Genomic DNA, 26,798 nt, shown 5'->3' on the forward strand with positions numbered 1-26,798 from the left:
CGACACCGCAACCACGACGCAACCGCGCAAGCGGCCTCAGTACAAATCCGCCGGATCCACATCCAGCGACCAGCGCACCTTGCGCGCTTCCGGCGCGGCATAGATCGCCGGCAGCGCCGCGTCCAGCGCCGCATGCAGCTCGCGCCGCTCCGGCGCCGACAGGATCAACTGCGCGCGCAGGTAACCGGCGCGGCGCGGCATCGGCGCCGGCACCGGGCCGTTGACTTCCAGCGTCGCGCGCGCTTCGCCGGCCTGGCGCGCGCGTTGCGCGGCGGCGTCCTGGAATTCGCGCCGGGCCAAGGCCAGAAACGCATTGGCCGCTTCGATCTGCTGCGCTTCGGCGCGGATCAAGGCCATGTGCGCATACGGCGGAAACCCGGCGGCTTCGCGCTGGGCCAGTTCGACTTCGGCGAACGAGGCGTAACCGCCCGACAGCAAGGTGTGCAGCAGTTCGTGGTCGGGATGATGGGTTTGCAACACCACCTCGCCGGGCTTGTCGGCGCGGCCGGCGCGGCCGGCGACCTGGATCAGCAGCTGCGCGAGTTTTTCGCGCGCGCGGAAGTCGGCGCTGAACAAGCCTTCGTCGATGCCGACCACCGCGACCAGGGTCAGGTTGGGCAAGTCGTGGCCCTTGGCGAGCATCTGCGTGCCGACCAACACGCCCGGCGCGGTGCCGAACTGTTTCAGCGCGGTTTCCAGCGCGTCGCGTTTCTGGGTGCTGCCGCGGTCGATGCGCAGCACCGGGAAATCTGGGAAGCGCGCGGCCAGCGATTCCTCGATCCGCTCGGTGCCGGCGCCCTGCGATTGCAAGGCCAGGCCGCCGCAGTCCGGGCAGGCGTCGGGCGCCGGCCGGCGGGTGCCGCAGTGGTGGCATTGCAGGCGCCGGCCGCCGCCGTGCACGGTCATCGGCGTGCCCTTGAGCGGCGTGCTGCAACGCGGGCAGTGCGCGGTCCAGCCGCAGTCGTGGCACAGCAGCACCGGGGCGTAGCCGCGCCGGTTCTTGAACACCAGCACTTGCCCGCCGGCGCGCAGTTCGGCGTGGATGCGTTCGATCAGTTCCGGCGACAGCCCGGCCTGCAGCGGCCGCTTGCGCACGTCCAGCACCCGCACCCGCGGCGGCTGCGCCTGACCGGCGCGGCGCTTGAGCAACAGATGGCCGTAGCGGCCGGCCTGGGCGTTGCGCAGCGATTCCAGCGACGGCGTGGCGCTGCCCAGCAGCACCGGCACGTCCAGGGCCTTGGCCCGGACCAGGGCGAAGTCGCGGGCGTGGTAGCGGATGCCGTCGAGCTGTTTGAAGCTGGCGTCGTGTTCTTCGTCGATGACGATCAGGCCCGGCTCGCGCAGCGGCAGGAACACCGCCGAGCGGGTGCCGACCGCGACCCGCGCTTCGCCGCGGGCGAACGCGGCCCAGGTGCGCGCGCGTTCGCCGTCGCTCAGGCCCGAGTGCAGCGCGTGCACCGGCACGCCCAGGCGGGCGCGGAAGCGCGCCAGGGTCTGCGGGGTCAGGCCGATTTCGGGCACCAGCACCAGCGCCTGCTTGCCGCGCGCCAGGCAGTCGGCGATGGCGTGCAGGTAGACCTCGGTCTTGCCGCTGCCGGTGACGCCGTCGAGCAGGAAACCGGTGAAGCCTTGCGCGGCCAGCAGCGCATCGACCGCGCCCTGTTGTTCGTCGTTGAGCGCCGGGCCGGGACGCGGCGCCGGGGCGTGGTGGACCGCCGGGACCGCGACGCGTTCGGCCTGATCGCGTTTGGCCAGGGTGCGGGCGGCGGCGCGCCAGTCTTCCAGCAGGTCGTCGAGGCGGTCTTCCTCGAGCGTGCCGTGTTCGTGCAGCAGGTCGGCCAGCCGGCGCGGCTTGCCGGCGCGCAGGCCTTCGCGCGCGGTCGCGCCGGCCTCGCTCAGCCGCCAGGCCCAGGCGTGGGTGTCGGGCAGCGGTTCGCCGTGGCGCAGCGGGCCGGGCAGGGCGGTCGCCAGCACTTCGCCGAGCGGGGCGTGGGTGTAGCGGGCCAGCCAGCGCAGCGAAGCCAGCAGTTCGCCGTCGAGCAGCGGGTTCGGGTCGAGCCGGGCCAGCGCGGTCTTGAGCGCGGCCGGGTCGGTGTCGTATTCGGGCGGACCGACTTCGGCCACCACCCCGACCAACTCGCGCCGGCCGAACGGCACCCGCACCCGCGTGCCGACCGGATCGGCCGCGGCGAGCTCGGCGGCTTCGGCCGGCGGCAGGTAGTCGAACAAACGCGGCAGGGGCAGCGGCAAGGCGACCCGCCAAACGGTCTGCGGCGGGGGGAAAAGGGCGTCGGGCATGGCCTCAGTCTAGCGAGCGGGGCGGATCGACCGCACCGGGGGCAGTTGCGGGCCATTTATTCCGTTTATCTGACGAAAGTCACGCAACTAACGGGACGGGAAGGGAAAATTTCCTTATCCACACGGGCTGTGGATAAATCTGTGCATGGCGGGTCGGCAGTGCTGCGCGAGGGCGTTGAAATAAGCCCTCGGGTTAGGTTGGTGAAAAAATCGCCAATCGGCCGAATCCCTTGCGTATCAAGGCTTTGGTCGTGAAACCTGGCTGTAATGAAGGCTGTGGAGCCAACAAACTGAGGCCGGATGACGGTTCCGTTACTGCTGTGCACAACCGGATTTGGCCGCAAGCCGCGTCCTGCTTCGCGCTGACGCGCATCGGCGGTTTGTCAAGCGGTTTTGCAGGCCGCGCGCATCGCTATGATGCGCCGTATGGTGAAGTCGTTCCGATGAGTTCCACGCCCCCTTCTGGCCCGCCCGGCGCGGGCGCTTCCAACCCCCGATCGAACGCCCCGGCGGCCTTGTCGGCGTTCCTGCGCGGGGTCGAACGACGCGGCGCGGTGCTGGCCGAATTGCAGGCCGGCGATGCCGCCGCCGGCGACGCCGCGCTGGCTTCGGCGATGGCCGGCTTCCGTGCGCTGACCGCCGATGCCGCGCTCAGCGAGTGGCCGACCCGGTTCTGGTCGCTGTTGCTGACCCAGCCGGGTTTGCGCCAGCGCACCCCGGTGGCGATCGCGGTGGAGGTCACCGACCGGCTGGCCGAGCTCGGCAGCGGCCCGCGCGCGGCCTTGCTGCTGCGTCTGGCCGCCGGCCTGGGCGAGAACGAAGCCGCGGCCGTGCTCGGAGTGGCGCCGGCGACCTACCGGCTGGCCTTGCAACGGGCGTTGCCGCGGCATGCCGACGGCCGCGCCGACCCGCAGGCCTGGCAGCAATTGCGCGAACAGGTCCATCGCCGGATCAAGACCCTGCCGCCGGAGCGCTTGCAGCGTCTGGCCCAGGCGCGCGAAGCCGCATTGCTGGGCGTGGCGACCACCGCCAGCGCCGCCAAGGCCGGCGCCGCGCGCGTGGCCGGCCCGGCGCGCCCGCGCTGGCTGATGCCGCTGTTGTGGGGCCTGCTGGTGCTGTGCGCGCTGGCGTTCGCGGCGACGTTCTGGCCGTCCGGCGGCGGCATGGTCGGTCGTTGGTTGAACGGCCCCGACGGCGTGACCGTCAGCGCCCTGCCCGAAGCGGCGGCGCCGGCCGAACGCTACAGCCGCGAGTCGGGCCTGATCGCCCATCGCGATTTCGAACTGCTGGCCGACCCGGCCGGCGAGGCGGCCGCGGCCGATCTGGCGTTCCGCGCCTGGCTGGCCGCGCGCGACGCCGGCACGATCCCGGCCGAAGCGCCGGCGGTGCCGGTGGAGACCGCCCCGGCCGCCGCCGCCCCGCCCACGGGCCAAGGCCTGGAAACCGACACCCAGGAGGGCGAGTGATGCGCCGTCTGCACACCGCCGCATGCGCCGTCGCGCTCGGCCTGGCCGCGCTGACCCCGGCGCAGGCGTTGCCGCCGGACTTGAGCGAAACGCTCGAGCGCCTGCCGCCCGCCGCCCAGACCCGGCTCAAGGCCAACAATCAGCGCTGGGACGGCTGGAACGAGGAGCAGCGCCGCGATTTCGGCCAACGCGCCGCGCAATGGGGCGAGCTCAGCGCCGGCCAACGCGGCGAACGCCGCGAGCGCTACCAGGCCTGGCAAGCGCTGAGCGCGGAGGAACGCGCGCAAGTGCAAGCCGCCGCGGCGCGTTACGCCGCGCTGCCGGTCGAACAACAACAGGCCTTGCGCGCGCAGTTCGACGCGATCGACCGCAGCCAGCAACGCGGCTGGTTGCTAGGCCCCGCGCTCGGCGCCGATTACCCGGCGCTGCAACCGCTGCTGGCGCAATTGCCGGAGCAGCAACACGCGGCGATGTTGGCCGCCTTGCGCGGGCTGACGCCGGCCCAGCGCAAGGACCTGGCGGTGCTGGTGCAACGCACCCAGCCGCAGGATCGCGACCGCTTGCGGGTGGGGCTGCTCGGCGCGGCGCCGGAGCAGCGCGGCGCGTGGTTGCAGGACGCGCTGTCGCATTGAGCGCGGCGCTGTGATCGCGGTGGCGGATGTACACAATGCCGCCGCCGCGCTCGCCATGGCCTGCTAGATTCCGCGCAGTCTTCCACCGGTGCGCGCAGATGATCGTCGAATACATCCGTTACGCGTTGGCGCCGGAGACGGCGGCGGCGTTCGAAAGCGACTATGCGCGCGCGGCGAAGGCGCTGGATCGCTCGCCGCATTGCCTGAGCTACGAGCTGTCGCGCTGCGTCGACGAACCGCTGCGTTATCTGCTGCGGATCGAATGGGACAGCGCCGAGGGCCATCTGCAAGGCTTCCGCCGCGGCCCGGAATTTCCCGAGTTTCTGGCCGCGATCCGCGGTTACATCGGCGCGATCGAAGAGATGCGCCACTACGCGACGACCGCGGTCGCCGCGCGCAAGCCGGACGCTTAGCGCTCCAGCTCGCGCAGCACCCGGCGCGAGGCGTTGAAGCGCCCGCCGAAACGGGCGATGCCGTCGGCGCGCAGGCGCGGCGCGTGATCGCGCAGGTAGTCGTCGAAGGCGGCGCGATCGCGCAAGCGGTAGCGCACGCACAAGGCCACCCGGCCGGCGGCGGGCGCCGGCTCGTCGATCTGCTGCAGGCTGGCGTCGATGAAGCCCGGCAATGCGCAAATCTCGGCGATGTGCGCACGCAGCCAGTCCAGATACTCGCCGGCGATGGCCGCGTCCAGGTCCAGGTCGACCTCGTAGATCAAGCCGGCGCCGCTCACATCCGCACCACCGCGGCGATGCCCAGGAACACCGCGGCCACCGACATCAGAATGAAATACAGCGAACCGACCACGCTGTAGCGCAGCAGGGTCAGCGGCCAGCCGTTGCCGTACACGCGCTTTTGCATGATCAGCAGATAGATCGGCATCCACGCCCACAACAGGCCGATGCCGATGCCGCTGATCCAGCCGAACGCGCTCCAGTGCGGAGCGATGGCGGCACTGAGCAGCATCAGCACGAAGATCGCCAGGATCGACAGGCACAGGTAAACGTGGCTGTACAGCGCGATCGCCAGATGCTCCAGATAGCCGCGGCCCGAGCCCAGATAGGCCAGTTTCAGCAGCAGCGCGAACAACGGCACCATCAGGAACAGCGCGCTCGGAATCGCGCTGAGCAGGGCGCTGACGTAGCGCCAGGGCTCCTTGGACAGGCGCTGGAAGTTGGCTTCGCCGCGGCCGACCTGTCGGTTGAGCCAGTCGTTGGCGAATTGCGGCCACCAGGTCACGGTCAGCGGATTGGTCTTGGCGTTCCACGGTTTGCCGTTGAACGACAGCGGGTCGCCGACGTCGTCGCAGTCGGTCACGCCGTAGCGATCGGCGTCGGCCTTGCGCACGGCCGGACCTTCGCTGGCCTTGGCGTGCTCGCTTTGCAGCTGCGCGGCGCGGCAGCCGGCTTCGGCGTTGACCAGGCGGATGCGGTTGCCTTGATCGATCGCCGCGCTGGAACCCTTGGGCAGTTTGGCCAGCTCTTCCCGCAGCGGCGCCAACTTGAGGTCGCGCAGGGTTTCCACCTCGCCCAGGTTCTTGGCCTCCAGCACCGAACCGGGTTCGGGCTCGGCCGCGTCGTGCTGGCCTTGCGCTTTCTGCGAGGCGACCTGGGCGCCGTCGAGTTTTTGTTCCAGCCGCAGCGCCTCGATGCGCTTGTCGGCCTGGCGGTTCACCGCCTGGATCGATTTGTCGATGGCGTCGCGCGCCTGCGCCGGCACTTGCTTGGCGGCGGCCTGCAATCCGGAGACCGTGCGCGCGCGCAGTTCCTCGACCTCGGCGACCGTGCGCGCCTGCTTGATCTGCTTTTTGGTGTTGCCCAATTGCACCGTGCTCTGCTGCACGCTGTCGATATCGAAGAACGCGTTGTTTTCGTCGACGTGGATGGCGAACTGGGCGACGAAGAAGGTCAGCACCGAAACGATCACGAACAAGCGCAGCGGCGCGACATAGCGCACGCGCTGGCCGGCGATGTAGTTCTTGGCGGTCAGCCCCGGCGACAGCAGATCGCGCAAAGTGCGGAAGATCCGCCCGTCCAGGTGCCAGAACGATTCGAACACCTCCTCCAGCGCGTGGCCGACATGGCGGATCGGGTTGATCACCGATTGGCCGCAGGCGTGGCAGTAATGGCCGTGCAGCTCGGCCCGGCAGTTTTCGCAATGGGTCAGGCCGTGCTGGCTGCCGGCGGCATGACCGTCGGCCTGGCTGGCGCCTGAAGAAGAAGGTTCGCTCATCGTGGTTCGAGTAAGAGGCTCCCCGGCCTTCACTTTCGAGCGGGTAAGATAGCCGTCCGCCGCGACCCGGCGCCAGCGCCCTAGACCGGATGCGCGGCCGCAGTCGTGCCGTTGGTCCTGCTCATGTCCGCGTCATCCTCCCCTGTGTCCCGCGCCGGTCTGGCCGCGGAGATCCGTACTACCCTCGTTTTGGCAGCGCCCTTGGTCGCCGGCCACGTGTCCACCGGCCTGATCGGCTTCGTCGACAACACCCTGGCCGGCCACCACAGCACTACCACGCTGGCTTCGGTGACCATCGGCACCGCCTTGTGGTGGCTGCCGATGATGGTGCCGATCGGAACCTTGTTGTCGGTGCCGCCGTCGGTGTCGCAGCTCGAAGGCGCCGGACGCCGCGGCGAAATCGGCGCGTTGTTCCGTCAGGCGCTGTGGATGGCGGCGCTGCTGAGCGTGTTTTTGTTTGCGTTTCTGACCTTGATTCCGTACACGCTGGGCGCGATGGGCATCGCCCCGGAGATCATTCCCGGCGCGCGCGAATTCCTCCACGGCATCCGTTGGGGCGTGCCGGCGCTGACGTTGTTCTTCTGCATGCGTTATCTCGCCGAGGGCCTGCACTGGACCTTGCCGACCATGCTGCTGAGCGCCGGCGGTTTGCTGGTGTTGTTGCCGCTGGGTTACGTGCTGACCTTCGGCAAGTTCGGTTTGCCGGAAATGGGCGCCGGCGGCCTGGGCATCGCCTCGGCGGCGATGCTGTGGGTGCAGGCGATCGGCTTTTTCCTGGTGTTGCGCAGCGCCAGGCGCTTCGCCGATCTGCGCTTGTTCGAGCGTTTCGACAAACCGCATTGGCCGACCATCCGCGGCTTGCTCGCCACCGGTTTGCCGATCGGGGTGACGGTGTTGATGGAGGGCAGCTTGTTCATCGTCACCGCGTTGCTGATCGGGCGCCTGGGCGAGGTGCCGGCCTCGGCGCATCAGATCGCGATCAACCTGTCGGCGCTGTGCTTCATGGTGCCGATGGCGCTGGCCGAGGCGACCACGGTGCGGGTCGGCCACGCCCTGGGCCGCGGCGATTACGCGGGCGTGCGCCGCGCCGGCATGGCCGGTTACGCGATCGTGATCGGCACCCAGCTGATGTCGGGCCTGTTGCTGCTGACCGCGGCCGATCTGCTGGTGAGTTTCTACACCGCCGACGTGGCGGTCGCGACCCTGGCCGCGTCGCTGCTGTTGTACGCGGCGATGTTCCAGTTCCCCGACGGCATTCAGGTGCTGTCGGCCGGCGCGCTGCGCGGGCTCAAGGACACCCGGGTGCCGATGGTGCTGGCCGCGCTGGCCTATTGGGGCGTGGGCATGCCGGTCGGCGCCGGGCTCGGCCTGGGCCTGGGCTGGGGCCCGAAGGGCATGTGGATCGGCCTGATCGCCGGTCTGACCGTGGCCGCGGTGCTGCTGTGCAGCCGTTTCATCCGCTCCAGCCGGCCCGACCGGCTGGCCGCGCGGATGGCCACCGAGGCGCCGCACGAGGTCGATCCGCACGAGACCGGGTGCACTTGAGGCGCCCCAAGCGCAGGGCGGCGTTTGTGATTCGCGAAAAAAACCGGCCCCCTTGCCTTTACCGATCCCCAATCCCGGTCTCACCTCCACGCTTCACAGTTACGAATGGCGGGTGAAACCGCGCCCCGCGCCGGGTTAGTCTGGGCGTGCATACATGGAGCTTGCACCAATGAACGATACCTCCGCGCGTCGCGGGCCGATGGCCCGGTTTTTCGTCGGCGCCTGGGACGCGATGAACTTCACCCGCCGGTTGGCCTTCAACCTGCTGTTCTTCGGCTTCCTGTTGTTTTTCCTGATCGCGCTGTTCTTCGGCGGCGGGGTCAAGCCGTTGCAGGAGCGCACCACCCTGGTGATCGCGCCGGAAGGCAATCTGGTCGAGCAGTACAGCAGCGATCCGGCCTCGCGCGCGCTCAACCGCGCGCTCGGCGACAAGACCCCGGAAGTGCAGCTGCGCGATGTGGTCCGCGCGCTGGACGCGGCCAAGGACGACAAGCGCATCGAGCGGGTCGTGCTGCGCCTGGACAAGCTGCAATCGGCGGGCATGGCTTCGCTGCGCGAAGTCTCCGCGGCGGTCGCGCGGGTGCGCGCGAGCAAGAAGGAAGTCATCGCCTTCGCCGAAACCATGGACCAGAAGCAGTACCTGATCGCCGCCCAGGCCAATGAGGTCTATCTGGACCCGATGGGCGCGATGATGCTCGAGGGCCTGGGCCGTTACCGCCAGTACTACCGCGAAGGCCTGCAGGACAAGCTCGGCGTGGACATCCACCTGTTCCGCGTCGGCGAGTTCAAGTCCGCCGCCGAGCCGTACATCCTCGACGCGGCTTCGGAAGAATCCAAGACCGCCGATCTGTTCTGGATGAACGATCTGTGGACGCGTTATCTCGACGACGTAGCCAAGGCGCGCAAGCTCAAGGCCGCCGACCTGGCCGCCTCGATCGAGGAACTGCCGGCGCGTCTGGACGCGGTCAAGGGCGACGTGGGCAAGTACGCGCTCGGCCTGAAACTGGTCGACGGGCTCAAGACCCGCGAGGAAGTCGACGAGCTGCTGACCAAGCGCGGCGTCGCCGACGAAGACGCCGACGGCGGTTTCCGCCAGATCGGCATGGACGCTTATGTCGCCGGCATCGACCGTCTGGTCAATCCGGCCGATCAGCGCCCGCAGGTCGCCATCGTGGTGGCCGAGGGCGAGATCAGCGGCGGCGAGCAGCCGCCCGGTTCGATCGGCGGCGTGTCGACCGCGGCGCTGCTGCGCGCGGCGCGCGACGATGAGAACGTGAAGGCGCTGGTGCTGCGGGTGGATTCGCCCGGCGGCGAAGTGTTCGCTTCCGAACAGATCCGCCGCGAGGTGGTCGCGCTGAAGGCCGCCGGCAAGCCGGTGGTGGTGTCGATGGGCGATCTGGCCGCTTCGGGCGGTTACTGGATCTCGATGAACGCCGACAAGATCTACGCCGATCCCTCGACCATCACCGGTTCGATCGGCATCTTCGGCATGATCCCGACCGTGCCGCGCGCGCTGGAGAAGATCGGCGTGCACACCGACGGCGTGGGCACCACCCGTTTCGCCGGTTCCTTCGACATCACCCGTCCGCTGGCGCCGGAAGTCGGCCAGGTGATCCAGACCATCATCAACAAGGGCTACGCCGACTTCACCGGTCGCGTCGCCGCCGCGCGCAAGAAGCCGGTGGCCGATGTCGACGCGGTCGCGCGCGGCCGGGTGTGGAGCGGCGCGCAGGCCAAGGAACGCGGTCTGGTCGACGATCTGGGCAGCCTGCAGAACGCGATCGACGACGTCGCCGTGCGGGCCAAGCTCGGCAAGGCCGAGGACTACCGCGTGCGCTACATCGAGAAGATGCCGACCCCGTTCGAGCGCTTCTTCGCCAGCTTCGCGTCCAGCGGCACCGCCAGCGCGTTGCTGGGCCGTTCGGATCTGGCCCGCGGTTTGCTGGTCAAGGCGCTGCCGCAGACTGCATCGGACCTGCGCTTCGTCGAGAACGCGATCAAGCCCACCAGCGGCGTGCCGGTGAAGGCGTTGGCTTACTGCTTCTGCGAGCTGTAAGCGCGCAGCAGCGCAGCTTCAAACCGATACGACGAACGGGCCGCCTCGCGCGGCCCGTTCGCGTTTAGATCCCTGGTTGGCTGCGCGTGCTTTCAGCTCCCTCTCCCGCTCGCGGCGCCCGAAGGGTGTGCAAGGCTGAGCGGGTTGGGGTGAGGGCGCACGGGCTGTACATACTTACGCGGGGCTCAGCCCCCAGCCGCATCGATCGCATCCCGAGTCTGCTGCGCCCCCTGATCGACCGTATCCTGCGCCGACTTCGCCTTCTCCAACGGCTGCTGGATCGCATCGCGCATCTGCGTGGCCTGCGGTTCCACCGGCCGCTCCTTCTCCGGCGGCTGCGGCTTGGAGCAGGCAGCCAGCGCGCAGCTCAGCGCGGCGCAGGCGAGGAGGGTGGATACGAACCGGTAACGGGTCATCGCGGCATCCTCGGGACGGTCTGGCCGTTATGCTACGCCGGTCGCGCGCCTCGCGCGTCGAACCACGGCACGGTCACAGCACACGGAGAACCCCATGGACCCCAAGCGTTGGCGATTGGACGGACAGCTGGCGCTGGTCACCGGCGGCAGCGCCGGCATCGGCCGGGCGATCGCGCGCGAACTGCTGGGCTTCGGCGCCGACGTGCTGCTGGCCGCGCGCGATGCGACCGCGCTGGAATCGGCGCGGGCCGAACTGCTCGAAGACTTCCCCGAGCGCGAAGTGCAAGGCTTCGTCGCCGATGTCGCCGACGATGAGCAACGCCGCGAACTGCTGGACTGGGTCGAGGACTTCGGCGAAGGCCTGCACATCCTGGTCAACAACGCCGGCGGCAACCTCAGCAAGCCGACCACCGACTACACCGAGGACGAATGGCGGCAGATCTTCGAGATCAACCTGTTCTCGGCCTTCGAACTCTCGCGCTACGCCTACGCCTTGCTGACCCGTCACGCGGCTTCGAGCATCGTCAACGTCGGCAGCGTGTCGGGCAATCTGCACGTGCGCACCGGCTCGCCCTACGGCATGAGCAAGGCGGCGATGCATCAGATGACCCGCAACCTGGCGGTGGAATGGGCCGAAGACGGCATCCGCGTCAACGCGGTGGCGCCGTGGTACATCCGCACCCGCCGCACCTCCGACAAACTGGCCGATCCGGACTATCTGGACGAAGTGCTGCTGCGCACGCCGGCCGGGCGCATCGGCGAGCCGGAGGAAGTCGCCGCCGCGGTAGCGTTCCTGTGTTTGCCGGCGGCCGGTTACATCACCGGCGAATGCATCGCGGTGGACGGCGGGTTCCAGCGTTACGGGTTCTGAGCGGCCGGCGCGGCGCGGAAATCCTGGATCGCGATGCCGTAGCGCGAACGCGTCGCGGTGAGTTCGATCCGCTTGCTCGCCGCCAGTTGCTCGTACAGCGACAGATCGCGCACGCACAGACGCACCCCGTGCAAAGGCGTATCGCCCTGAATCCAGGCGCGGTGCTTGCAGTTGCGGCTCCAGCCGAAGTAACTCGGGTCGACCGATTCGACCGTGGTCAATGGCTGGGGATCGGACATCCGGTGCAGCTTGATCGGCACCACGCCCATCAGCGCGTACAAGCAGAACGCGACCAACATGGTCAGCAGCAGATTCAAGCCTTCGCGCATGTGCGGCGGCGCGATGCGCGGCTGCCAGCGGCGCAGCGCGGCGAAACAGCCCAGGGTCAAGACCGCGAGCGATGCGTAGCAAACCCATTGAATCCAGGCGGCATCGCGCGCGTACTGAAAGGTTTCGGCGTATTCGGTCGACCAGATGATGCCCGCGCACAAACCGGCCCAGGCCAGGATCAACTCGATCCAGTACACCCGGTGGGCGCGGCGGATTTCGGCGGGAGTGGCAGGCGACATTGCACGCTGACCGCGGCGGCGATCAGCGGACTATGCCTTTCGATGACGGGCCCGGCAAACGGTTCGGCGGGCACTGTCGCTCAGCCGCCGAGCGCGCCGGCCTGCTTGCCGCAGGTGCTCTCCACCACGATCCGCTGAATCCGCGCGACCTCCGCGGCCGAAGCGTCGCGGCTGTCGGCGCGGCCGAACTGCAGCGCCGATTGCGCTTCGCGCAGGCGTTGCTTCCAGTTCTCGCACAGGTGTTCATCGGCGATGCGCTGGCATTGGTCGGTGGTCATCTGGCAGGCCACGCCGGCGCCGCTGCCGACGCTGCCCAGGCCGGTGGTTTGCAGCGGCGCGCAGCGTTGCGGCGGAGTGGCGTCGTCGTTGAGGTAGCGGCTGCCGTCGTAGATCCGGCATTCGAACAACACCGGCGGCGGCAGCCGGTCGGCGTCGGCGATGGCCGGCGCGGCCGGTTTGGGCGCGGGCGTCGGCGCCGGCTTGGGCGCGGTCCGGCTGGGCGGCGTGGCCACCACCGGCAACTGCGAGGACACCGGCGGATGCGGCGGCGGTGCGTTGGCCGGCGCGTACGGCGCGACCGGTTGGGTGATGAAGGTCGGCGGCGCGGACGACACCGGCGCGTCTTCGATCACGCGTTTTTCCTGCTGGCTGCCTTTCGGGCACGGGGTGTTGTTCTGCACCGTCAATTGACCGAGCGGATCGGTGCAGCGATAGATGACGATCTTGCCTTGGGCCTGCGCGCCGGTGGCCGCGAGCAACAGCACAGACAGCAAGCACACGCGCATCAGTAAGCTCCGCAATCGTCGTTCAACTGCGCGTCGATGACGCGCTGTTCCTGGGTGATCTGGGCGCGCTCGCTTTGCAGCGCGCTGTTGTAGCGGCGGTCGCCCTGATAGCGTTGGTCGCGCAAGCGCGAACACACTTCCCGCTGCGGCAATTGCCGGCATTCGTCGCGCACCAGCTGGCTGCCGTAGTACACGCCGTAGCCGTAATCGTAGCCGCCGGCATAGTAACCGCCCGAGCGCGCGGTGGCGGCGTATTGCACGTTGCCGTGGCGGCCGGACACCGCGATGCGCGCGCTGGGATCGCCCAGCCGCGGCGTCGGCGCGCCGATCCGGTTGCCCAGGCTGGTGCCGCGGTCGGGGTAATACGGAATGCCGTAGCCCAGGTCGACGATCGGCATCATCCGCGGATTGCCGTCGCCGTTGCTGCTGGTGTACGTGCTGCCGTCGGGACGCACGCAGTCGTACAGCGGTTGCGGCGTGCGCACCAGCAAGGTGCGCGGTCTGGACTCGACCGCCGGCGCAGGCGGCGGCGCTGCGATCACCGCTGGCGCGGGGCGCGGCGGCGGATCGACCGGGCGGGTCATGGTCACCGTCTGTTGCTGCTGGCCGTGCGCGCACGGCGTGTCGCGCAGGCTCAGTTGGCCGCGCTCGTCGGTGCAGCGGTAGATCAGCACGTCGGCGGCCTGCGCGCTGCCGCTCAGCAGCAGGCCGGCCAGCGCGGCCGGGACCAGGCGATTGCGGCGGGAGCGGGCACGGTTCATGCACGCATCTTGCGCCTGCCCGGCGTTAGGGGAAAGTCGAATCCGGGCAGCGGAGGGATGACGGGTGTCAGCGGCGCCAGACCAGAACCAGCACCCCGCCGCCGACCATCAGCAGCCCCAGCCATTCGCGCGGGCTCGGCCGTTCGCCCAGCAACAGCACCGCGAACAGCGCCGCCAGCACCACGCTGAGCTTGTCCACCGGCACCACCTGCGCCACCTCGCCGAGCTTGAGCGCGCGGTAGTAGCACAGCCACGAGGCGCCGGTGGCCAGGCCCGACAGCACCAGGAACAGCAACGAGCGCGCGGGCAGGGTGCGCGGGTCGACCCATTGCCCGCTCAGCGGCACCAGCAAGGCCAGCACCGCGACGATCACCAAGGTCCGCACCAGGGTGGCGTAGTCGGCGCTCACGCCCTGCACGCCGAGCTTGGCCAGCACCGCGGTCAGGGCGGCGAACACCGCCGACAACAAGGCCCAGACCGCCCAGGCCGGCATTGCGCTCATGACGAAGCTCCGCGGTCGCGTTGCGCCGAGCATAGCGCCGCCGGGCGGCGCGGATGTCGTCTTAGGCGCGCAGGACTTCGCCGGTCGCCGCCACCCGGATCGGAGTCGGCGCGGTCAGGCCGCCGGTCTCGCCGGCGCACACGCCGTCGACCAGGGCGAGCAGGGCGCGGTCGAGCTGACCGCGCTGGAACGCCGGCGGCTGGCCGGTGAGGTTGGCGCTGGTGGAGACGATCGGACCGCCGTGGGCATCGCACAGCGCGCGCGCCTGCGGATGCGCGGTGACCCGCACCGCGACGCTGCGGTGTTGGCCGCTGATCCAGGCCGGCACCGCGGCGGTGGCGGGCACCGCCCAGGTGTTCGGACCGGGCCAGCTGTCGCGCACGGCCTGGCGACGTTCGGGCGCGAGCGCGTCCCAGTCGATCAGTTCATCGAGCTGTTCCAGCGACGCGGCGATCAGGATCACGCCCTTGTCGACCGAGCGCTGCTTGATCGCCAACAGCCGCAGCACCGCGGCCTGGTCGAACGGATCGCAGCCGATGCCCCAGACCGCTTCGGTCGGGTACACGACGATGCCGCCGCGGGCGAGCGCGGCGGCGGCGAGTTCGGGGCTCAGATCGTGCATGCGCTGGGCGGCGATCGGGACGGTGGCGCAGTGTCGCACGTGCGCCGCGGCGCCGCGTTCACCGCGATGGCGGCGGCCGGAACCGGGCTAAAGCCGGTTCCGGCCGCGAGCCTGCCGATGCGCCGTCTTCAGTGGCCGTGATGGGCGTGATCCACCGCCGGCTTGGCCGATTCGGGCAGCCGCACATCGAAGGCGAACGAGCGGTTGCCGCTGAGGAACACCCGGTTGGCGGCGCCGTCGCGGGCCTGCACCTGCGCGCCGAGTTGCTCGCCGATGCGGGCGAACTTGGCGCGCGCGTTGACCTGTTCGGCGACCCGGCGCGGCCAGACGTTCATCGAGGTCTCGCCGGCGCGCAGCACGGTTTCGATCTTCTCCGCGTCGCTGCCGTCGGCGTTGAACACGCGCAAGGTCACCGAGGTGCCGGCCGGATAGTCGTTGACCACGTTCAAATTGCCCGACTCGCGCCACGGCGACTTGGCGTCGGCGACCGAACTGGTGAAGTTGACGTCCATGCAGGTGTAGAACGCCTCGGTCGAGTCCGAGCGCTGCCAGGTGTTGTAGATCACGTGGCGGCCGCTGCGATTGGGCAGGGTGCAGGTGATGTGGTAGTTGTTGCCGGCCGACAGCGGCACCTTGCCGGTCTTGCAGAACTGCTGCAGGTCGCCCCAGCGCAAGGAACTGTTCGGGTTCCAGCCCTGCGGAGTCACGTAGAAGGTCCAGTCCTTGGTCGCGTGCGGCGCGGTGGCGTAGAAGGTGAAGGTGTAGCTGGAACCCGAGCGCACGTTGCTGGTCTGCCAATCGCTGCGGATCACGTCCAGGCCGCGGAAGGTGGGGTTGTTGCCGCTGCACAGCTTGCCGTCGGGCACCACCGCCTGGTGGTTGCTGTTGGCGTTGGCCTGGTTGATGCCGTTCCAGTCGTAAAACAACTGCGAGCCGGCGACCGCCCAGGCAGCGCGGCAGGCCGGATCGGACGGGTTTTCCTTGTTGCCCAGATAACACTTGTAGATACGGCTTTGCGGATTGACGAAGGTGCCGTGGGCGAAGGCCGAAGAGGTCGGCAGCGCGGCGGCGCAGACGGCGACGGCGGCGGAGAGCAGATAAAAACGATGGGCACGGTTCATGGCGACTCCTGTCGATGGGATAGGTGAACTACACCCCCCAACAGGTTTCGCGATGGCGACGGCTAGCGCGATTGGTATCGCGTCTCGATGGGCGCGGTCCCAGTGGGCCGGCCCTTATGCACGGCCGATCCTAGTGGCCGTCTCAAACCGAATCTGTGCGAACGGTCGCCTGCGCGGACATGCGCGGGCGTGCGGTCGGGCCCGGATCGGCGAAAACGGAAGCGGCGTCACGGCTTGGCGGTGCGGCTGCGGCGTTGTGTCGCTGGCGTTGTTGGGCGGCTGCGGGAGTGCGGGGCTTTCGTCGCAGTCGTGGTGGCGCGGTCGCGGCTCGCGCCGCTCCTACAGGTAGTGGCCGATGCATCCGAAGCCCTTGTAGGAGCGGCGCGAGCCGCGACCGCGTTGTTGCAACTACGACGAACGCTTCACCGCCATCGGCGCCAACGCCAAGTTTCGAACAAAGAAAAAGCGGGCGCCCTGCGAGCGCCCGCTTTTTACTTTTCAGCCATCCGCGATAGCGGCGGCGGAGCGCGCGTTACTTCTTCGCGGCAGCTTTCTTCACCACTTTCTTGACCGCCTTCTTCGCAACCGTCTTGGTCGCCGTCGATGCGGCCGCGGCCTTCTTCACGACTTTCTTCGCGGCTTTCTTGGCCGGCGCCTTCTTCGCAGCGGTCTTCTTCACCGCCACCTCGCCGTCGCCGGCGGCCTTCTTGGCGACCTTCTTCGCCGCCTTCTTGGCCGGCTCTTTCTTGGCCGCGGCCTTCTTGCCGAAACGTCCGCGCATCGGCTTGCCGGTTTCTTCCATCAGCTTGACCACTTCTTCCAGGGTCAGCGACGCGGGTTCGCGATCCTTGGGAATGCGGCCGTTGAGCTTGCCGTCGCTGATGTACGGGCCGAAGCGGCCGTTGAGCACCTGGATGTCGCTGCCGTCGAATTCCTTGATGATCCGGTTGCGCGCGATCTCTTCCTTCTCTTCGATCAGGAACACCGCGCGGGCCAGGTCGATGGTGTAGGGGTCGTCTTCCTTCTTCAGCGAGGCGTACACGCTGCCGCGCTTGGCGAACGGGCCGAAACGGCCGATGCCGACGCTGACTTCCTCATCCTTGTCCAGGCCCAGCTTGCGCGGCAGCTTGAACAGTTCCAGCGATTCCTCGAGCGAAATCGTGTGCATGCTCTGGCCGGGACGCAGCGACGCGAAGGTCGGCTTGTCCTCATCCTCGGCGGTGCCGATCTGCGCGTACGGCCCATAACGGCCCAGACGCACGCTGACCGGCTTGCCGCTCTTGGGATCGGTGCCGAGTTCGCGCGCGCCGGTGGCCTCGCTGCGGTCGACCGATTCCTTCTTCTCTTCGACCAGTTGCTTGAACGGCGTCCAGAACCGCTCCATCAGCGGCACCCACTCTTCTTCGCCGCGCGAGACCGCGTCCAGCTCGTCTTCGAGCTTGGCGGTGAAGTCGTAATCGACGTATTGGGTGAAATGCCCGGACAGGAACTTGGACACCGCGCGGCCGACGTCGGTCGGACGGAAGCGGCGGCTGTCGAGTTCGACGTACTTGCGGAACAGCAGGGTCTGGATGATCGAGGCGTAGGTGGACGGACGGCCGATGCCGTATTCCTCCAGCGCCTTGACCAGCGAGGCTTCGGAGAACCGCGGCGGCGGCTCGGTGAAGTGCTGGTCGGCGTGGATGCTGTCGAGCGGAATGCGGTCGCCGGTCTTCATCAGCGGCAGCTTGCGACCTTCGTCCTCGTCCTCGGCGGCCTTGGCGTCCTTGCCTTCCTCGTACACGGCGAGGAAGCCCGGATCGATCACGGTCGTGCCCGAGGCGCGGAAGTTGTGTTCCGAACCCGCGGCCAGATCGACGCTGACGGTGTTGAGCGTGGCCGGCACCATCTGCGAGGCGACCGCGCGCTTCCAGATCAGCTCGTACAGGCGGCGCGCGTCGTCGTCGAGGAAGCGCGACATCTGCGCCGGCGTGCGCAACGCGGCGGTCGGACGGATCGCTTCGTGCGCTTCCTGGGCGTTCTTGGACTTGGTCTGGTAGGTGTTGGGCTTGTCCGGCAGCGCCTTGGTGCCGTAGTCGCGGGCGATCACGTCGCGGATTTCGGCGACCGCTTCCTGCGACAGGCTCACCGAGTCGGTACGCATGTAGCTGATCAGACCGACCGTGCCCTCATCGCCCAGCGCCACGCCTTCGTACAGCTTCTGCGCCACGCGCATGGTCCGCGAGGTGGTGAAGCCGAGCTTGCGCGAGGCTTCCTGCTGCAGGGTCGAGGTGGTGAACGGCGGCGCCGGACGGCGCTTGCGTTCCTTGCTGGTGACGTCGGTGACGTGCAGCGCGCCGTTGGCGGCAGCCACTATTCGCTTGCGCGCGGCCTCGGCGGTGTCGCCGTCGGTGATGGTGAACTGCTCGAACTTCTTGCCGTCGAGCTTGTTGAGCTTGGCGGTGAAGGCCTGCTGCGGATGCGCGCATTCGGCTTCGACGGTCCAGTACTCGCGGGCGATGAAGGCTTCGATCTCTTCCTCGCGCTCCACGATCATGCGCAGCGCCGGCGACTGCACCCGGCCGGCGGACAGGCCGCGCTGGACCTTGCGCCACAGCACCGGCGAGAGGTTGAAGCCGACCAGATAATCGAGCGCGCGGCGCGCCTGCTGCGCATCGACCAGGGGCGCGGCGATCTGGCGCGGCTGGTTCATCGCTTCCTTGATCGCGCGCGGGGTGATTTCGGTGAACACCACCCGCTGCAACGGCTTGCCTTCCAGCAGGCCGCGCTCGCGCAGGATCTCGCCGATGTGCCAGCTGATCGCCTCGCCTTCGCGGTCCGGGTCGGTCGCCAGAAACAGGTTGTCGGCGCTCTTGGCGGCCTTGGCGATGGCGTCGACGTGCTTTTCGTTCTTCTCGATGACCGCATAGTCCATCGCGAAGTGGTTGTCGGGATCGACCGCGCCCTCTTTCGGCACCAGGTCGCGGACATGGCCGTAGGAGGCCAGGACGGTGAAGTCCTTACCGAGGTACTTGTTGATCGTCTTGGCCTTGGCGGGCGACTCGACGATGAGGAGGTTCTTGGCCATGGGTACTCCGCAGGGCCCGGGGCGGGGCGCTGCACGACTGCTTGCTCGGGTTGGGGCGGCACGCGGGCCGGGGCCCAGCGGGGCGGGGGTTAAGAAGGCGACGCCCGCAGCGTTCGGCCGCGGGCGTTCAGGTTTCCTTTTTCTAGTGGAATCATGAGGCGGCCGCGGCTGTCAAGCTCGGCTTCCTGGAAACATCCCTAAAGTGGCACCGAAACGCTTGAAGGCCGCGTGACGGAGTGTGCCCTGTTCAGGTTTCAGCGCGCTGTGACGGCGGTGGACGCCCGGGTCAGCGCGCCATCATCGCCGAGAAGAAGCCGAATGCGGCCAAGCCGACCGCCAACAGCCAAATCAAGCCACCGAGGATCAGCACCACCCAGGCCACCGGGCCCAGGGCGCGGCTCTGCATCTCCGGCCGGGTAGTGTAGGCCCAACGGTCCACCACCTCGGTACCGGCGGCCATGTCGTGCAGGCCGCGCTTGCGGTCGGTGAAGGCGATCAGCAGGAAGCCCACGCCCAGGCTCAGGTACGACAGCACGGTGGCGGTCCAGCGGCCGAGCGCGCGCAGGCGGGTCAGGCGCCGGCCCTGGGTGTCGGTGACCTTGATCCCGACCGCCAGCTTGCCCAGGGTGCATTGCATCGAGGAGGACTCGAAGCCGACGTAGTAGCACACGCTGATCACGCCGTAGATCAACGGGATCGCGCCGATCATCAGGTAGCCGAACGCGTCCGGGCTCTTGCCCATTTCGCCGAACAGGCCCAGCGCGAACACACCGACGAACAGGGCGGTGCTGACGCCGTAATAAGCGAAGGTGACCAGGGTCGAATCGATCATGTACGCCGCTGTTCGCTTCCAGAAGCCGCCCGGAACCACCTCGAAGCCGTGGACGACGTTGCTGTCCTCGGCGACGCCGGCGCGCGGCGCGGTATAGGGCGAGTCGGTGCCGGCGGCGGTCGCCGATGCGGTTGGTGCGGCGCCGGCAGGCACCGAGGCGGTGCCGGGTGCGGTCTCGGCTGCCACGCCCGCGTAGTCCGTCGGCAGGGGCGTCTGGGCGGGACTGGCCTGCGCGGCGCGCGGGTCGGCGCGATCCTGGGCTTGGGCGATCGCCGCATCGATGGCGACCGCGGTGCGCGCGCCGGCGGTTTCGGGGTCGGGCGCGGCGGGGCTGGAAGCGGGCGCGGCGAAACCGCTGTCGGCGATCAGCTCGCCGGCCAATTCGCGCCACGGCCGCCACTGGTTCAGGCCGTCGCGCCAGACCAGGGTGTCGGCGGACAACTCGCCGCTGCGGTGGCGTTCGACCATCGCTGCGCCCTCCAGCGGTCCGTGCCGGTTGCGTTCGCTGTCGCTGTAGTACCACTGGGCCATCGCGGAATCTCGGGCTCGATCGGTGTCGAAAACGCGCCATGATGCCATCGCCGCGAACGGCATCGGCGCCGGTGTCGATGCCGTCTGCGCCGCGACGGCTGGGCGGTGGGGCCGGCGCGGGCGCGGCTCAGCGCCGAGCCCGCCCGGCGGCGGGCTCATGCGTCGAGCGTTGTCCGCGCCTTCGGCCGATGGTCAGCTGCGGCAGTCGATCGGCAGGATCGCGGGCTTGTCGATCTCCGACGTGCAGGTCCAGCGGCTGCCGTTGGGATCGTAGGACTGCCAGATCTTCTTGCCGTCCACGCGCGGATTGTTGAAGCCGCGCAGCTCGATCTGGATGCCGCACTCGCCGCTTTCGAACCGGCCGAACTCGACCGAAGCGATTTGCGCGCTGGCGTAGTCCGGCGCCGGGCGGAAGCCGGGCGATTGGTTGGTCGGGCACTCCTGGCTCTGCATCACGTGCTCGGCGACCTGGGTCTTGTACTGGCCGGCGCTGGCCACCGCGCCGGCGATCTTGGCCCGGTAGGTGTAGTCCTGATACGCCGGCAGCGCGATCGCGGCGAGGATCCCCAGCACCGGGATGGCGACCACGGCCAGCACGATCAGCGCGATCATGCAGCCCGACAGGCCGCGCTTGGGCGCCGCCGCGGGCTGCCGGCGGGCGACGTGGGCGGGCGCGTAATCGGCCGGGCTGACGCTGCGCTGGGCGTGGGATTGGGCGTGTTCGGGCGCGCTGGTGTCGGTGCGGTAGTCCGGCGCGGCGGGCAGCGGCGGCGGCGCGGCCGGCAGCGGGGGCGGCGACAGCAGGTCCTGGTCGAGTTCCAGTTCCGCCGACAAGCGTTCCAGCGGCTGCCATTCGCGCAGGCCTTCGCGCCACAGCAGGGTGTCGCGGCCGATCCGGCCGGCACGGAAATGGCCGCGGATGGCGTCGGCGTCGATCGGTCCGACGCGGCCCTGGGCCGGGTCGTGGTAGTACCAGTTGGTCATGCGTTCCCCCGTGATCTTGCGATCTTCCCTGTAAAACCAGTCTGCGAATCGAGGCCGAGAGCCGACTCGGTCGGCCGCCCCTTAAGCCGAACTATCGCTGCCGCGACAGCCTTTGGCTGCGCATTGCGGCGGATTTCGGTACGCGAAAGCGCCCTGCGCCCTGCGCGCGAGGCATGAAACTAGCACGGAGCGCACAAAACGCCAGGCGCCGGGAATGGACGGCGTGGATTGCGCGACGGATGGGAGCGCCAGGCGAGACTGGCGAAGCGCTCGAGCAGCGCGCGGCGGGCGCGCGCTGTGGGGGCCGGAAGCCGGCCCGAAGACCGCGACCGGCGTCAGTGCACCGGTTCGGGCTCGTCGGCGAACATCTGGGTTTCCATCCAGGCGTACGCCGCTTCGGAGCCGGGCTGATTGAACAGCACCATCAGCACGACCCATTTGAGGTCGTCCAGGTCCAGCTCTTCCTGGTCCAGCGCCATCGCCCGATCGAGCACGAGTTCGCGCTGATCGGCGTCGAGGATGCCGTGTTGTTCCAGGAACAGCAGGAAGCCGCGGCATTCGACATCGAGCTTGTCGAGTTCCGGGCCGAAGTAGATCCGGGTCGGGCCGCCCGCGCGCGGTTGGCTGACGCTGGGCCGTTGCTGGGCCAGCGCGTCCAGCCATTCGATGGCTTTGTTGATTTCGGCGGGGCTGAAACCGGCCTGGCCCAATTCGTCGAACAGGGGGCCGCTGCGGAGCGAATCGCGGTCGCGGACCAGGTCCGCATCGTCGGTGAAGTAATGCTCGAACAGGTACAGCAGGACGTCCAGGATGCTCTCTTTCATTTCCCTCGGCCTGCGCCGCATGCGGCGCGGTGGGTCAGGAGTTGCTGATTGGCCGGGTGAACTGCCGGTGGGTGGGCACCGATTCGAGTTCAGCGGATACGGATGTAACGGCCGTGCTGCGCCGCGACGCGACCCTCAAGCTCCATGACCAGCAGCATGGAGGACAGTTCCGCGGTCGTCAATCCAGTACGTTCAACGAGTCGATCCATACCGGTGGGGTCGTGGCCCAGCGCGTTCCACAAGGACTGGTAGTCCGGATCGGCGGAGTCGGGTGGCTCCAGGGCTCCTGAGACGGGTCTGGAACCATCCTGATCGCCGTCTGTGACCGCCGCGTGGCCAGGCTTAATGGGGGCGTGCAGGCGCCGACGCAAGCCGTCGGCCAGTTCGGCGGCGACCGGCGCCAGCGCAGCGACCACTTCTTCGGCGGTTTCGACCAGCCCGGCACCGTCGCGGATCAGCCGGTGGCAGCCGCGCGCCAGCGGGTTGTGGATCGAGCCGGGCACGGCGAACACCTCGCGGCCGCATTCGGCCGACAGGCGCGCGGTGATCAAGGCGCCGGAGCGTTCGGCCGCCTCGATCACCAGGCTGCCCAGGCTCAGGCCGGCCAGGATCCGGTTGCGGCTGGGGAAGTGTTCGGCGCGCGCGGCGGTGCCGGGCGGGTATTCGCTGACCACCGCGCCGTGCGCGGCGATGCGTTCGAGCAATGCGCCATGGCGGCGCGGATAGGCCAGATCCGGGCCGGTGCCGAGCGCCGCCACGGTCAGACCGCCGCCGTCCAAGGCCGCCTGATGCGCGGCGGCATCGATGCCGGCAGCGAGCCCACTGGCCACGGCCAGGCCGGCGCGGACGAATGCGCGGGCGAACTCGGCGGCGTTGTCGCGTCCGCCCGCGGTCGGCGAACGGCTGCCGACCACCGCCACCGCCGGATGCCACAGCAACCCGGGTTCGCCGGCTACGAACAAGGCCAGCGGCGGGTTGGGCGCGCGCCGCAGCAAGGTCGGGTAATCGGGGCTGGCCCATTCGATCAGGTGGTGATCGGGGTGGTCGAGCCAGGCGATCAGGCGCTGGTGGGTGTCGGCCGGCCAACCCATCGCCGCCCAGGCGGCGCGATCGGGCGGCGCCCGCAAACGGGCGATTTGCCGCGGCGACAGCCCCGCCGCGGCCCAGGCCGAGGCACCGGCCGCCAGCGCGGCGGCGGCATCGCCGTGCCGTTCCAGCAGGGCCCGGCGCACAGCGCTGGAACCGCCGGCGGCGAGCAGGCGCAGCAGCGGCAAGGGATCGGAGCGGAGGTTCGCGCGAGTCATGACTCAGGCTAGTCCGCAAACGACGACGGCGCCCGCAGGCGCCGTCGCGTGATGCTGTAGGAAAACCCCGCGGGGTTTCCGCCGACTCAGTACGGCGAGTCGGGATGCTTGAGCTCGTAGCCGACCTTGGTCGGACGCACCGCGTCCATGATCAGGGCGTAGCTGACCTTGTCGAAGGTGCGGAACACCATCGCGTGGCCGGAGAACTCGTCGGGCAGACGCACGCGCGAGTTCTTGCCGAACAGGTCTTCGGCGCGGTCCGGACCGACCTTGACCCGGTCCGGCACGCGGGTGCCGACGCGCCAGGTCGAGAACACGGTGCCGTTGTCGATGCCGTCGCGGGCGCCGACCGACAGCGCGATCACGTCGCGCGGGCCGCCGTTCCTGATCAGATCGGCCACCGCCATGACCTGGGCGCGACCGTAGTCGAACTGGGCCTTGGGCGGATGCGGGAAGAACTGCAGATCGTAGGGCTGGGCTTCGACCGGGATCAGGCGATCGCCGACGCGGATTTCGCGGCCGGTGTCGTCCACGACCAGGGTCGAGGCCTGCATGCCGCCGACCGCGCCGCGGCTGAGGGTGCCGGTGGAGACCTGCATCAGCTCATAGCCGAGCAGTTCGCGGCCCTTGTCCGGAACCACCACGTCGGTCCAGATCGCTTCGAAATCGACCGTGCGCTTGCCGCGGTAGTCCAGATCGGCGGCGCGCATGATGTCGCAGCAGGCCTTGCGGTCCAGGCGGGTGTAGCGCTGGGTCGGACGGACCACCGCGTAACGGGTGCCCGGGCTCTGCTCCGGCAGGCCCTTGATGTAGGCGACCTGGCCCTGGGTGACCCGCAGGCGGTCTTCTTCCAGGCCGACCACGTAGGGCAGCTGTTCGAACTGGTCGACCACGCGCAGGTTCTTCAGGAACGGCTCGATCTCGGCCAGCGGCACGCCGCTGATCGGCGCTTCCTGGCGCGGGCCCGGCTGGACCTGGGCCGCGGCGACGCGATCCAGATAGGCCAGCGAGATCACGTCGCCCGGATAGATGAGATGCGGGTTCTTGATCTGCGGGTTGGCCTGCCAGATTTCCGGCCACAGCCACGGCTTCTTGAGGAAGCGGGCCGAAATGTCCCACAGGGTGTCGCCCCGCTTCACCGTGTAGGTGTCGGGGTGGTCGCCACGCATCTCCGCCGCGATGGCGTAGGTGGCAACAGTCAGCAACGCAGCGGCGCAAACCGCGCGGATCGGATTAAACATGGCGGCCATCTACCTGATTCCCCTTCCAGGTTTGCCCTCTGCGGGCACCCGGACTATAGCCCAGAAGGTGCGAACACTAGCAGGCCTTTGCAGCCTATAACGGGGGTACAATGCAACCAAAGCTTGCGTATGTGACCCACGCCCCCATTTTTGGTGCCCTATGGCCCTCTTGCCGATTCTTGAGTTTCCCGACCCCCGTCTGCGCACCAAAGCGGCGACGGTGGATCCCGCGCGCGTGACCCAACCGGACTTCCAGCGCCTGCTCGACGATATGTTCGAGACCATGTACGAGTGCCCCGGCATCGGGCTGGCCGCGAGCCAGGTCGATGTGCATCAGCGCTTCATGGTGATCGACATCTCGGAAGAAAAAAACCAGCCGCTGGTGTTCATCAATCCTGAAATCACCGCCCGCGACGGCGAGCAGGTGTACCAGGAAGGCTGCTTGTCGGTGCCCGGCATCTTCGCCGACGTGACCCGCGCCAACTCCATCACCGTCAAGGCCATCGGCCGCGACGGCCAGGCCTTCGAGCTGGATGCCGACGGTCTGTTGGCGGTGTGCATCCAGCACGAGATGGATCACCTGGAAGGCAAGCTGTTCGTCGACTACCTCTCGCCGCTCAAGCGCGAGATGGTGCGCAAGAAGTTGGCCAAGCAGCGCCGTCAGTCGGCGTAAACGCCGGCAACCGGGCATCGGGAGTAGGGTATCGGCGCGGCGGGTTGTTGCCGCGCGCCGATGTCCGGCTCCCGATTGTCGTTTCTGCGCTCGGCAACGCGCGGCCTCGGCCGCAGGCGCGGCGACGCGCGCCGATTACCCATTTCCTCTTACGACTCCCGAATCCGATGCGCCTTGTCTTCGCCGGTACTCCCGACTTCGCCGTTCCCGCCCTGCGCGCGGCCACGCAGAAAGGCGAGGTCGTCGCCGTTTACACCCAGCCCGACCGTCCGGCCGGGCGCGGCCGCGAGTTGTCGATCTCGCCGGTCAAGCGCGAAGCCTTGTTGCGCGGCATTCCGGTACTGCAGCCGGAAAACTTCAAGGCCGCGGTCTCGCGCGAAGCGCTGCGCGCGTTGCAGCCGGATCTGCTGATCGTGGTCGCCTACGGGCTGATCCTGCCGCAATCGGTGTTGGACATTCCGACCTACGGTTGCTGGAACCTGCATGCCTCGCTGCTGCCGCGCTGGCGCGGCGCCGCGCCGATCCAGCGCGCGATCCAAGCCGGCGACCGCGAGACCGGGGTGTGCCTGATGCAGATGGAAAAGGGCCTGGACACCGGCCCGGTGCTGCTGGCCCACACCACCGAGATCGGCGACAACGAAACCGGCGGTCAGCTGCACGACCGTCTGGCCGAGATCGGCGCGCAGGTGCTCAACGACGGTCTGGGTTTGCTGCGCGCGGACTTGCGTCTGCAGCCGTGGATTCAGCCGGAGGAAGGCGTGACCTACGCGCACAAGCTCGACAAGGCCGAAGCGCGCCTGGACTGGACCCAGCCGGCGACGGCGCTGGCCAACAAGGTGCGCGCGTTCAACCCGTGGCCGATGGCCGATGCCTTGATCGCCGGCGAGCGCGTACGCGTGCACGGCGCGATCGCGCTGCCGCTGGCGCACGGCGCCGAAGCGGGCACGGTGCTGGCGGCCGGCCGCGAAGGCATCGATATCGCGTGCGGCGAAGGCGCGCTGCGCATCCGCGTGTTGCAACGCGAAGGCGGCAAGGCGATCACCGCCGCCGATTACTTGAACGGCCGCCGCGATCTCGCGGCGGCGCGCTGACATGAGCGAAGGCAAGCGCCCGCCGCAAGGCCCGCCGCGCGACGGCGAAGCGAGGCCGGCGCGTGGTCGTGTGCGCGATCTGGGCTCGCTTGACGGCGCGCGCGCGGGCAAGGCCGCGAGCCAGGGCGCGGCGAAACCGGATGCTTCGCAACGTTCCGCGTCCAAACGCAGCGATGCGAAGTCCGGCGAGTCCAAGCCGTCCGGCTCGCGTCCTGCCGCCAACGCATCCGCGCGTCCCGCGCGCGCCAAGCCGGCGCGGACCAAAGGCGTTTCGAACCGATTGGAATTGGCCAAGCGCGACTTCGAAAAGCGCAGGTCCGAGCGCCGCGCCGCGCAACGTCGTGGCGACGACGAGCGCACCGACACGGCCGGCGATGC

24 protein-coding genes and 1 pseudogene are annotated in these 26,798 nt (G+C 68.9%); 9 read left to right on the top strand and 16 right to left on the bottom strand.

Annotated elements, in window-relative coordinates:
* Nucleotides 1-36: 36 nt before the first annotated feature.
* Complete coding sequence (locus tag V7787_RS45045) at nucleotides 37-2,298, bottom strand: primosomal protein N' (protein ID WP_336094200.1); 2,262 nt, start codon at nucleotides 2,296-2,298, stop codon at nucleotides 37-39.
* A gap of 443 nt (nucleotides 2,299-2,741) precedes the next feature.
* On the opposite strand from V7787_RS45045, the gene V7787_RS45050 reads away from it, so the two are divergent.
* The 3 genes from V7787_RS45050 (at nucleotide 2,742) to V7787_RS45060 (ending at nucleotide 4,809) form a co-directional block, all read left to right on the top strand.
* Nucleotides 2,742-3,764, top strand: coding sequence for a hypothetical protein (locus tag V7787_RS45050; protein ID WP_336094201.1), 1,023 nt, complete (start codon nucleotides 2,742-2,744; stop codon nucleotides 3,762-3,764).
* Nucleotides 3,764-4,396 (top strand): DUF3106 domain-containing protein, encoded by a 633-nt coding sequence (locus V7787_RS45055; protein WP_336094202.1) that lies wholly within the window; start codon nucleotides 3,764-3,766, stop codon nucleotides 4,394-4,396. Before V7787_RS45050 ends, V7787_RS45055 begins: the two co-directional genes overlap by 1 nt.
* A gap of 98 nt (nucleotides 4,397-4,494) precedes the next feature.
* Nucleotides 4,495-4,809 (top strand): antibiotic biosynthesis monooxygenase family protein, encoded by a 315-nt coding sequence (locus tag V7787_RS45060; protein ID WP_336094203.1) that lies wholly within the window; start codon nucleotides 4,495-4,497, stop codon nucleotides 4,807-4,809.
* On the opposite strand, the gene V7787_RS45065 is transcribed toward V7787_RS45060, so the two are convergent.
* Together V7787_RS45065 and V7787_RS45070 are read right to left on the bottom strand one after the other, a co-directional pair.
* Nucleotides 4,806-5,126 (bottom strand): DUF4286 family protein, encoded by a 321-nt coding sequence (locus V7787_RS45065; RefSeq protein ID WP_336094205.1) that lies wholly within the window; start codon nucleotides 5,124-5,126, stop codon nucleotides 4,806-4,808. The genes V7787_RS45060 and V7787_RS45065 overlap by 4 nt on opposite strands.
* A complete protein-coding gene (locus V7787_RS45070) occupies nucleotides 5,123-6,625 on the bottom strand; it encodes a DUF3667 domain-containing protein (RefSeq protein WP_336094206.1) in 1,503 nt (500 codons plus the stop codon). Before V7787_RS45070 ends, V7787_RS45065 begins: the two co-directional genes overlap by 4 nt.
* A gap of 123 nt (nucleotides 6,626-6,748) precedes the next feature.
* Here V7787_RS45070 and V7787_RS45075 point away from each other — a divergent pair, with 123 nt between their 5' ends.
* Both V7787_RS45075 and sppA read left to right on the top strand, forming a co-directional pair.
* Entirely contained in the window at nucleotides 6,749-8,170 is a 1,422-nt protein-coding gene (locus V7787_RS45075) for an MATE family efflux transporter (RefSeq protein WP_336094207.1), read from the top strand.
* A gap of 169 nt (nucleotides 8,171-8,339) precedes the next feature.
* Nucleotides 8,340-10,226 (top strand): signal peptide peptidase SppA, encoded by a 1,887-nt coding sequence (gene sppA, locus V7787_RS45080; RefSeq protein WP_336094208.1) that lies wholly within the window; start codon nucleotides 8,340-8,342, stop codon nucleotides 10,224-10,226.
* Nucleotides 10,227-10,411: 185 nt separating this feature from the next.
* On the opposite strand, the gene V7787_RS45085 is transcribed toward sppA, so the two are convergent.
* Nucleotides 10,412-10,642, bottom strand: coding sequence for a hypothetical protein (locus V7787_RS45085; protein ID WP_336094209.1), 231 nt, complete (start codon nucleotides 10,640-10,642; stop codon nucleotides 10,412-10,414).
* A gap of 94 nt (nucleotides 10,643-10,736) precedes the next feature.
* On the opposite strand from V7787_RS45085, the gene V7787_RS45090 reads away from it, so the two are divergent.
* Entirely contained in the window at nucleotides 10,737-11,513 is a 777-nt protein-coding gene (locus V7787_RS45090; RefSeq protein WP_336094210.1) for an SDR family oxidoreductase, read from the top strand.
* Here the strand turns inward: V7787_RS45090 and V7787_RS45095 are convergent.
* From V7787_RS45095 to V7787_RS45150, 12 genes are all read right to left on the bottom strand, one after another.
* Nucleotides 11,501-12,082 carry a hypothetical protein gene (locus tag V7787_RS45095; RefSeq protein ID WP_336094211.1) on the bottom strand — a complete coding sequence of 194 codons (582 nt, stop codon included), beginning with the start codon at nucleotides 12,080-12,082 and terminating at the stop codon, nucleotides 11,501-11,503. The two genes, V7787_RS45090 and V7787_RS45095, sit on opposite strands and share 13 nt — an antisense overlap.
* 80 nt (nucleotides 12,083-12,162) lie before the next feature.
* Nucleotides 12,163-12,867 carry a DUF4124 domain-containing protein gene (locus tag V7787_RS45100; protein ID WP_336094212.1) on the bottom strand — a complete coding sequence of 235 codons (705 nt, stop codon included), beginning with the start codon at nucleotides 12,865-12,867 and terminating at the stop codon, nucleotides 12,163-12,165.
* A complete protein-coding gene (locus tag V7787_RS45105; RefSeq protein ID WP_336094213.1) occupies nucleotides 12,867-13,628 on the bottom strand; it encodes a DUF4124 domain-containing protein in 762 nt (253 codons plus the stop codon). The genes V7787_RS45100 and V7787_RS45105 overlap by 1 nt, the downstream gene beginning before the upstream one ends.
* Before the next feature lie 67 nt (nucleotides 13,629-13,695).
* Nucleotides 13,696-14,130, bottom strand: coding sequence for an EamA family transporter (locus V7787_RS45110; RefSeq protein ID WP_336094214.1), 435 nt, complete (start codon nucleotides 14,128-14,130; stop codon nucleotides 13,696-13,698).
* Nucleotides 14,131-14,191: 61 nt separating this feature from the next.
* A complete protein-coding gene (locus V7787_RS45115; RefSeq protein WP_336094227.1) occupies nucleotides 14,192-14,752 on the bottom strand; it encodes a Sua5/YciO/YrdC/YwlC family protein in 561 nt (186 codons plus the stop codon).
* A gap of 128 nt (nucleotides 14,753-14,880) precedes the next feature.
* Nucleotides 14,881-15,873, bottom strand: coding sequence for a lytic polysaccharide monooxygenase (locus tag V7787_RS45120; protein WP_336094215.1), 993 nt, complete (start codon nucleotides 15,871-15,873; stop codon nucleotides 14,881-14,883).
* A 532-nt stretch (nucleotides 15,874-16,405) separates the two neighbouring features.
* Nucleotides 16,406-18,940, bottom strand: a complete 2,535-nt coding sequence (locus tag V7787_RS45125; RefSeq protein WP_336094216.1) for a DNA topoisomerase I — start codon at nucleotides 18,938-18,940, stop codon at nucleotides 16,406-16,408.
* 286 nt (nucleotides 18,941-19,226) lie between these two features.
* Complete coding sequence (locus V7787_RS45130; protein ID WP_336094218.1) at nucleotides 19,227-20,303, bottom strand: RDD family protein; 1,077 nt, start codon at nucleotides 20,301-20,303, stop codon at nucleotides 19,227-19,229.
* A gap of 192 nt (nucleotides 20,304-20,495) precedes the next feature.
* Nucleotides 20,496-21,287, bottom strand: a complete 792-nt coding sequence (locus V7787_RS45135; RefSeq protein ID WP_336094220.1) for a pilin — start codon at nucleotides 21,285-21,287, stop codon at nucleotides 20,496-20,498.
* A 335-nt stretch (nucleotides 21,288-21,622) separates the two neighbouring features.
* Nucleotides 21,623-22,111, bottom strand: coding sequence for a DUF494 family protein (locus V7787_RS45140; RefSeq protein ID WP_336094221.1), 489 nt, complete (start codon nucleotides 22,109-22,111; stop codon nucleotides 21,623-21,625).
* 89 nt (nucleotides 22,112-22,200) lie between these two features.
* On the bottom strand, nucleotides 22,201-23,415 hold the full coding sequence (gene dprA, locus V7787_RS45145) for a DNA-processing protein DprA (RefSeq protein WP_336094222.1): 1,215 nt from the start codon (nucleotides 23,413-23,415) through the stop codon (nucleotides 22,201-22,203).
* A gap of 86 nt (nucleotides 23,416-23,501) precedes the next feature.
* Nucleotides 23,502-24,665, bottom strand: coding sequence for a LysM peptidoglycan-binding domain-containing protein (locus V7787_RS45150; protein WP_336094223.1), 1,164 nt, complete (start codon nucleotides 24,663-24,665; stop codon nucleotides 23,502-23,504).
* 151 nt (nucleotides 24,666-24,816) lie between these two features.
* On the opposite strand from V7787_RS45150, the gene def reads away from it, so the two are divergent.
* From def to V7787_RS45165, 3 genes and pseudogenes are all read left to right on the top strand, one after another.
* Nucleotides 24,817-25,329 carry a peptide deformylase gene (def, locus tag V7787_RS45155; protein WP_336094224.1) on the top strand — a complete coding sequence of 171 codons (513 nt, stop codon included), beginning with the start codon at nucleotides 24,817-24,819 and terminating at the stop codon, nucleotides 25,327-25,329.
* Between the two features lie 167 nt (nucleotides 25,330-25,496).
* Nucleotides 25,497-26,420, top strand: a complete 924-nt coding sequence (fmt, locus tag V7787_RS45160; RefSeq protein WP_336094225.1) for a methionyl-tRNA formyltransferase — start codon at nucleotides 25,497-25,499, stop codon at nucleotides 26,418-26,420.
* A gap of 1 nt (nucleotide 26,421) precedes the next feature.
* Nucleotides 26,422-26,798, top strand: a pseudogene (locus tag V7787_RS45165) (hypothetical protein); the annotation flags it as partial.

It is taken from the genome of Pseudomonas sp. CGJS7, assembly GCF_036961695.1.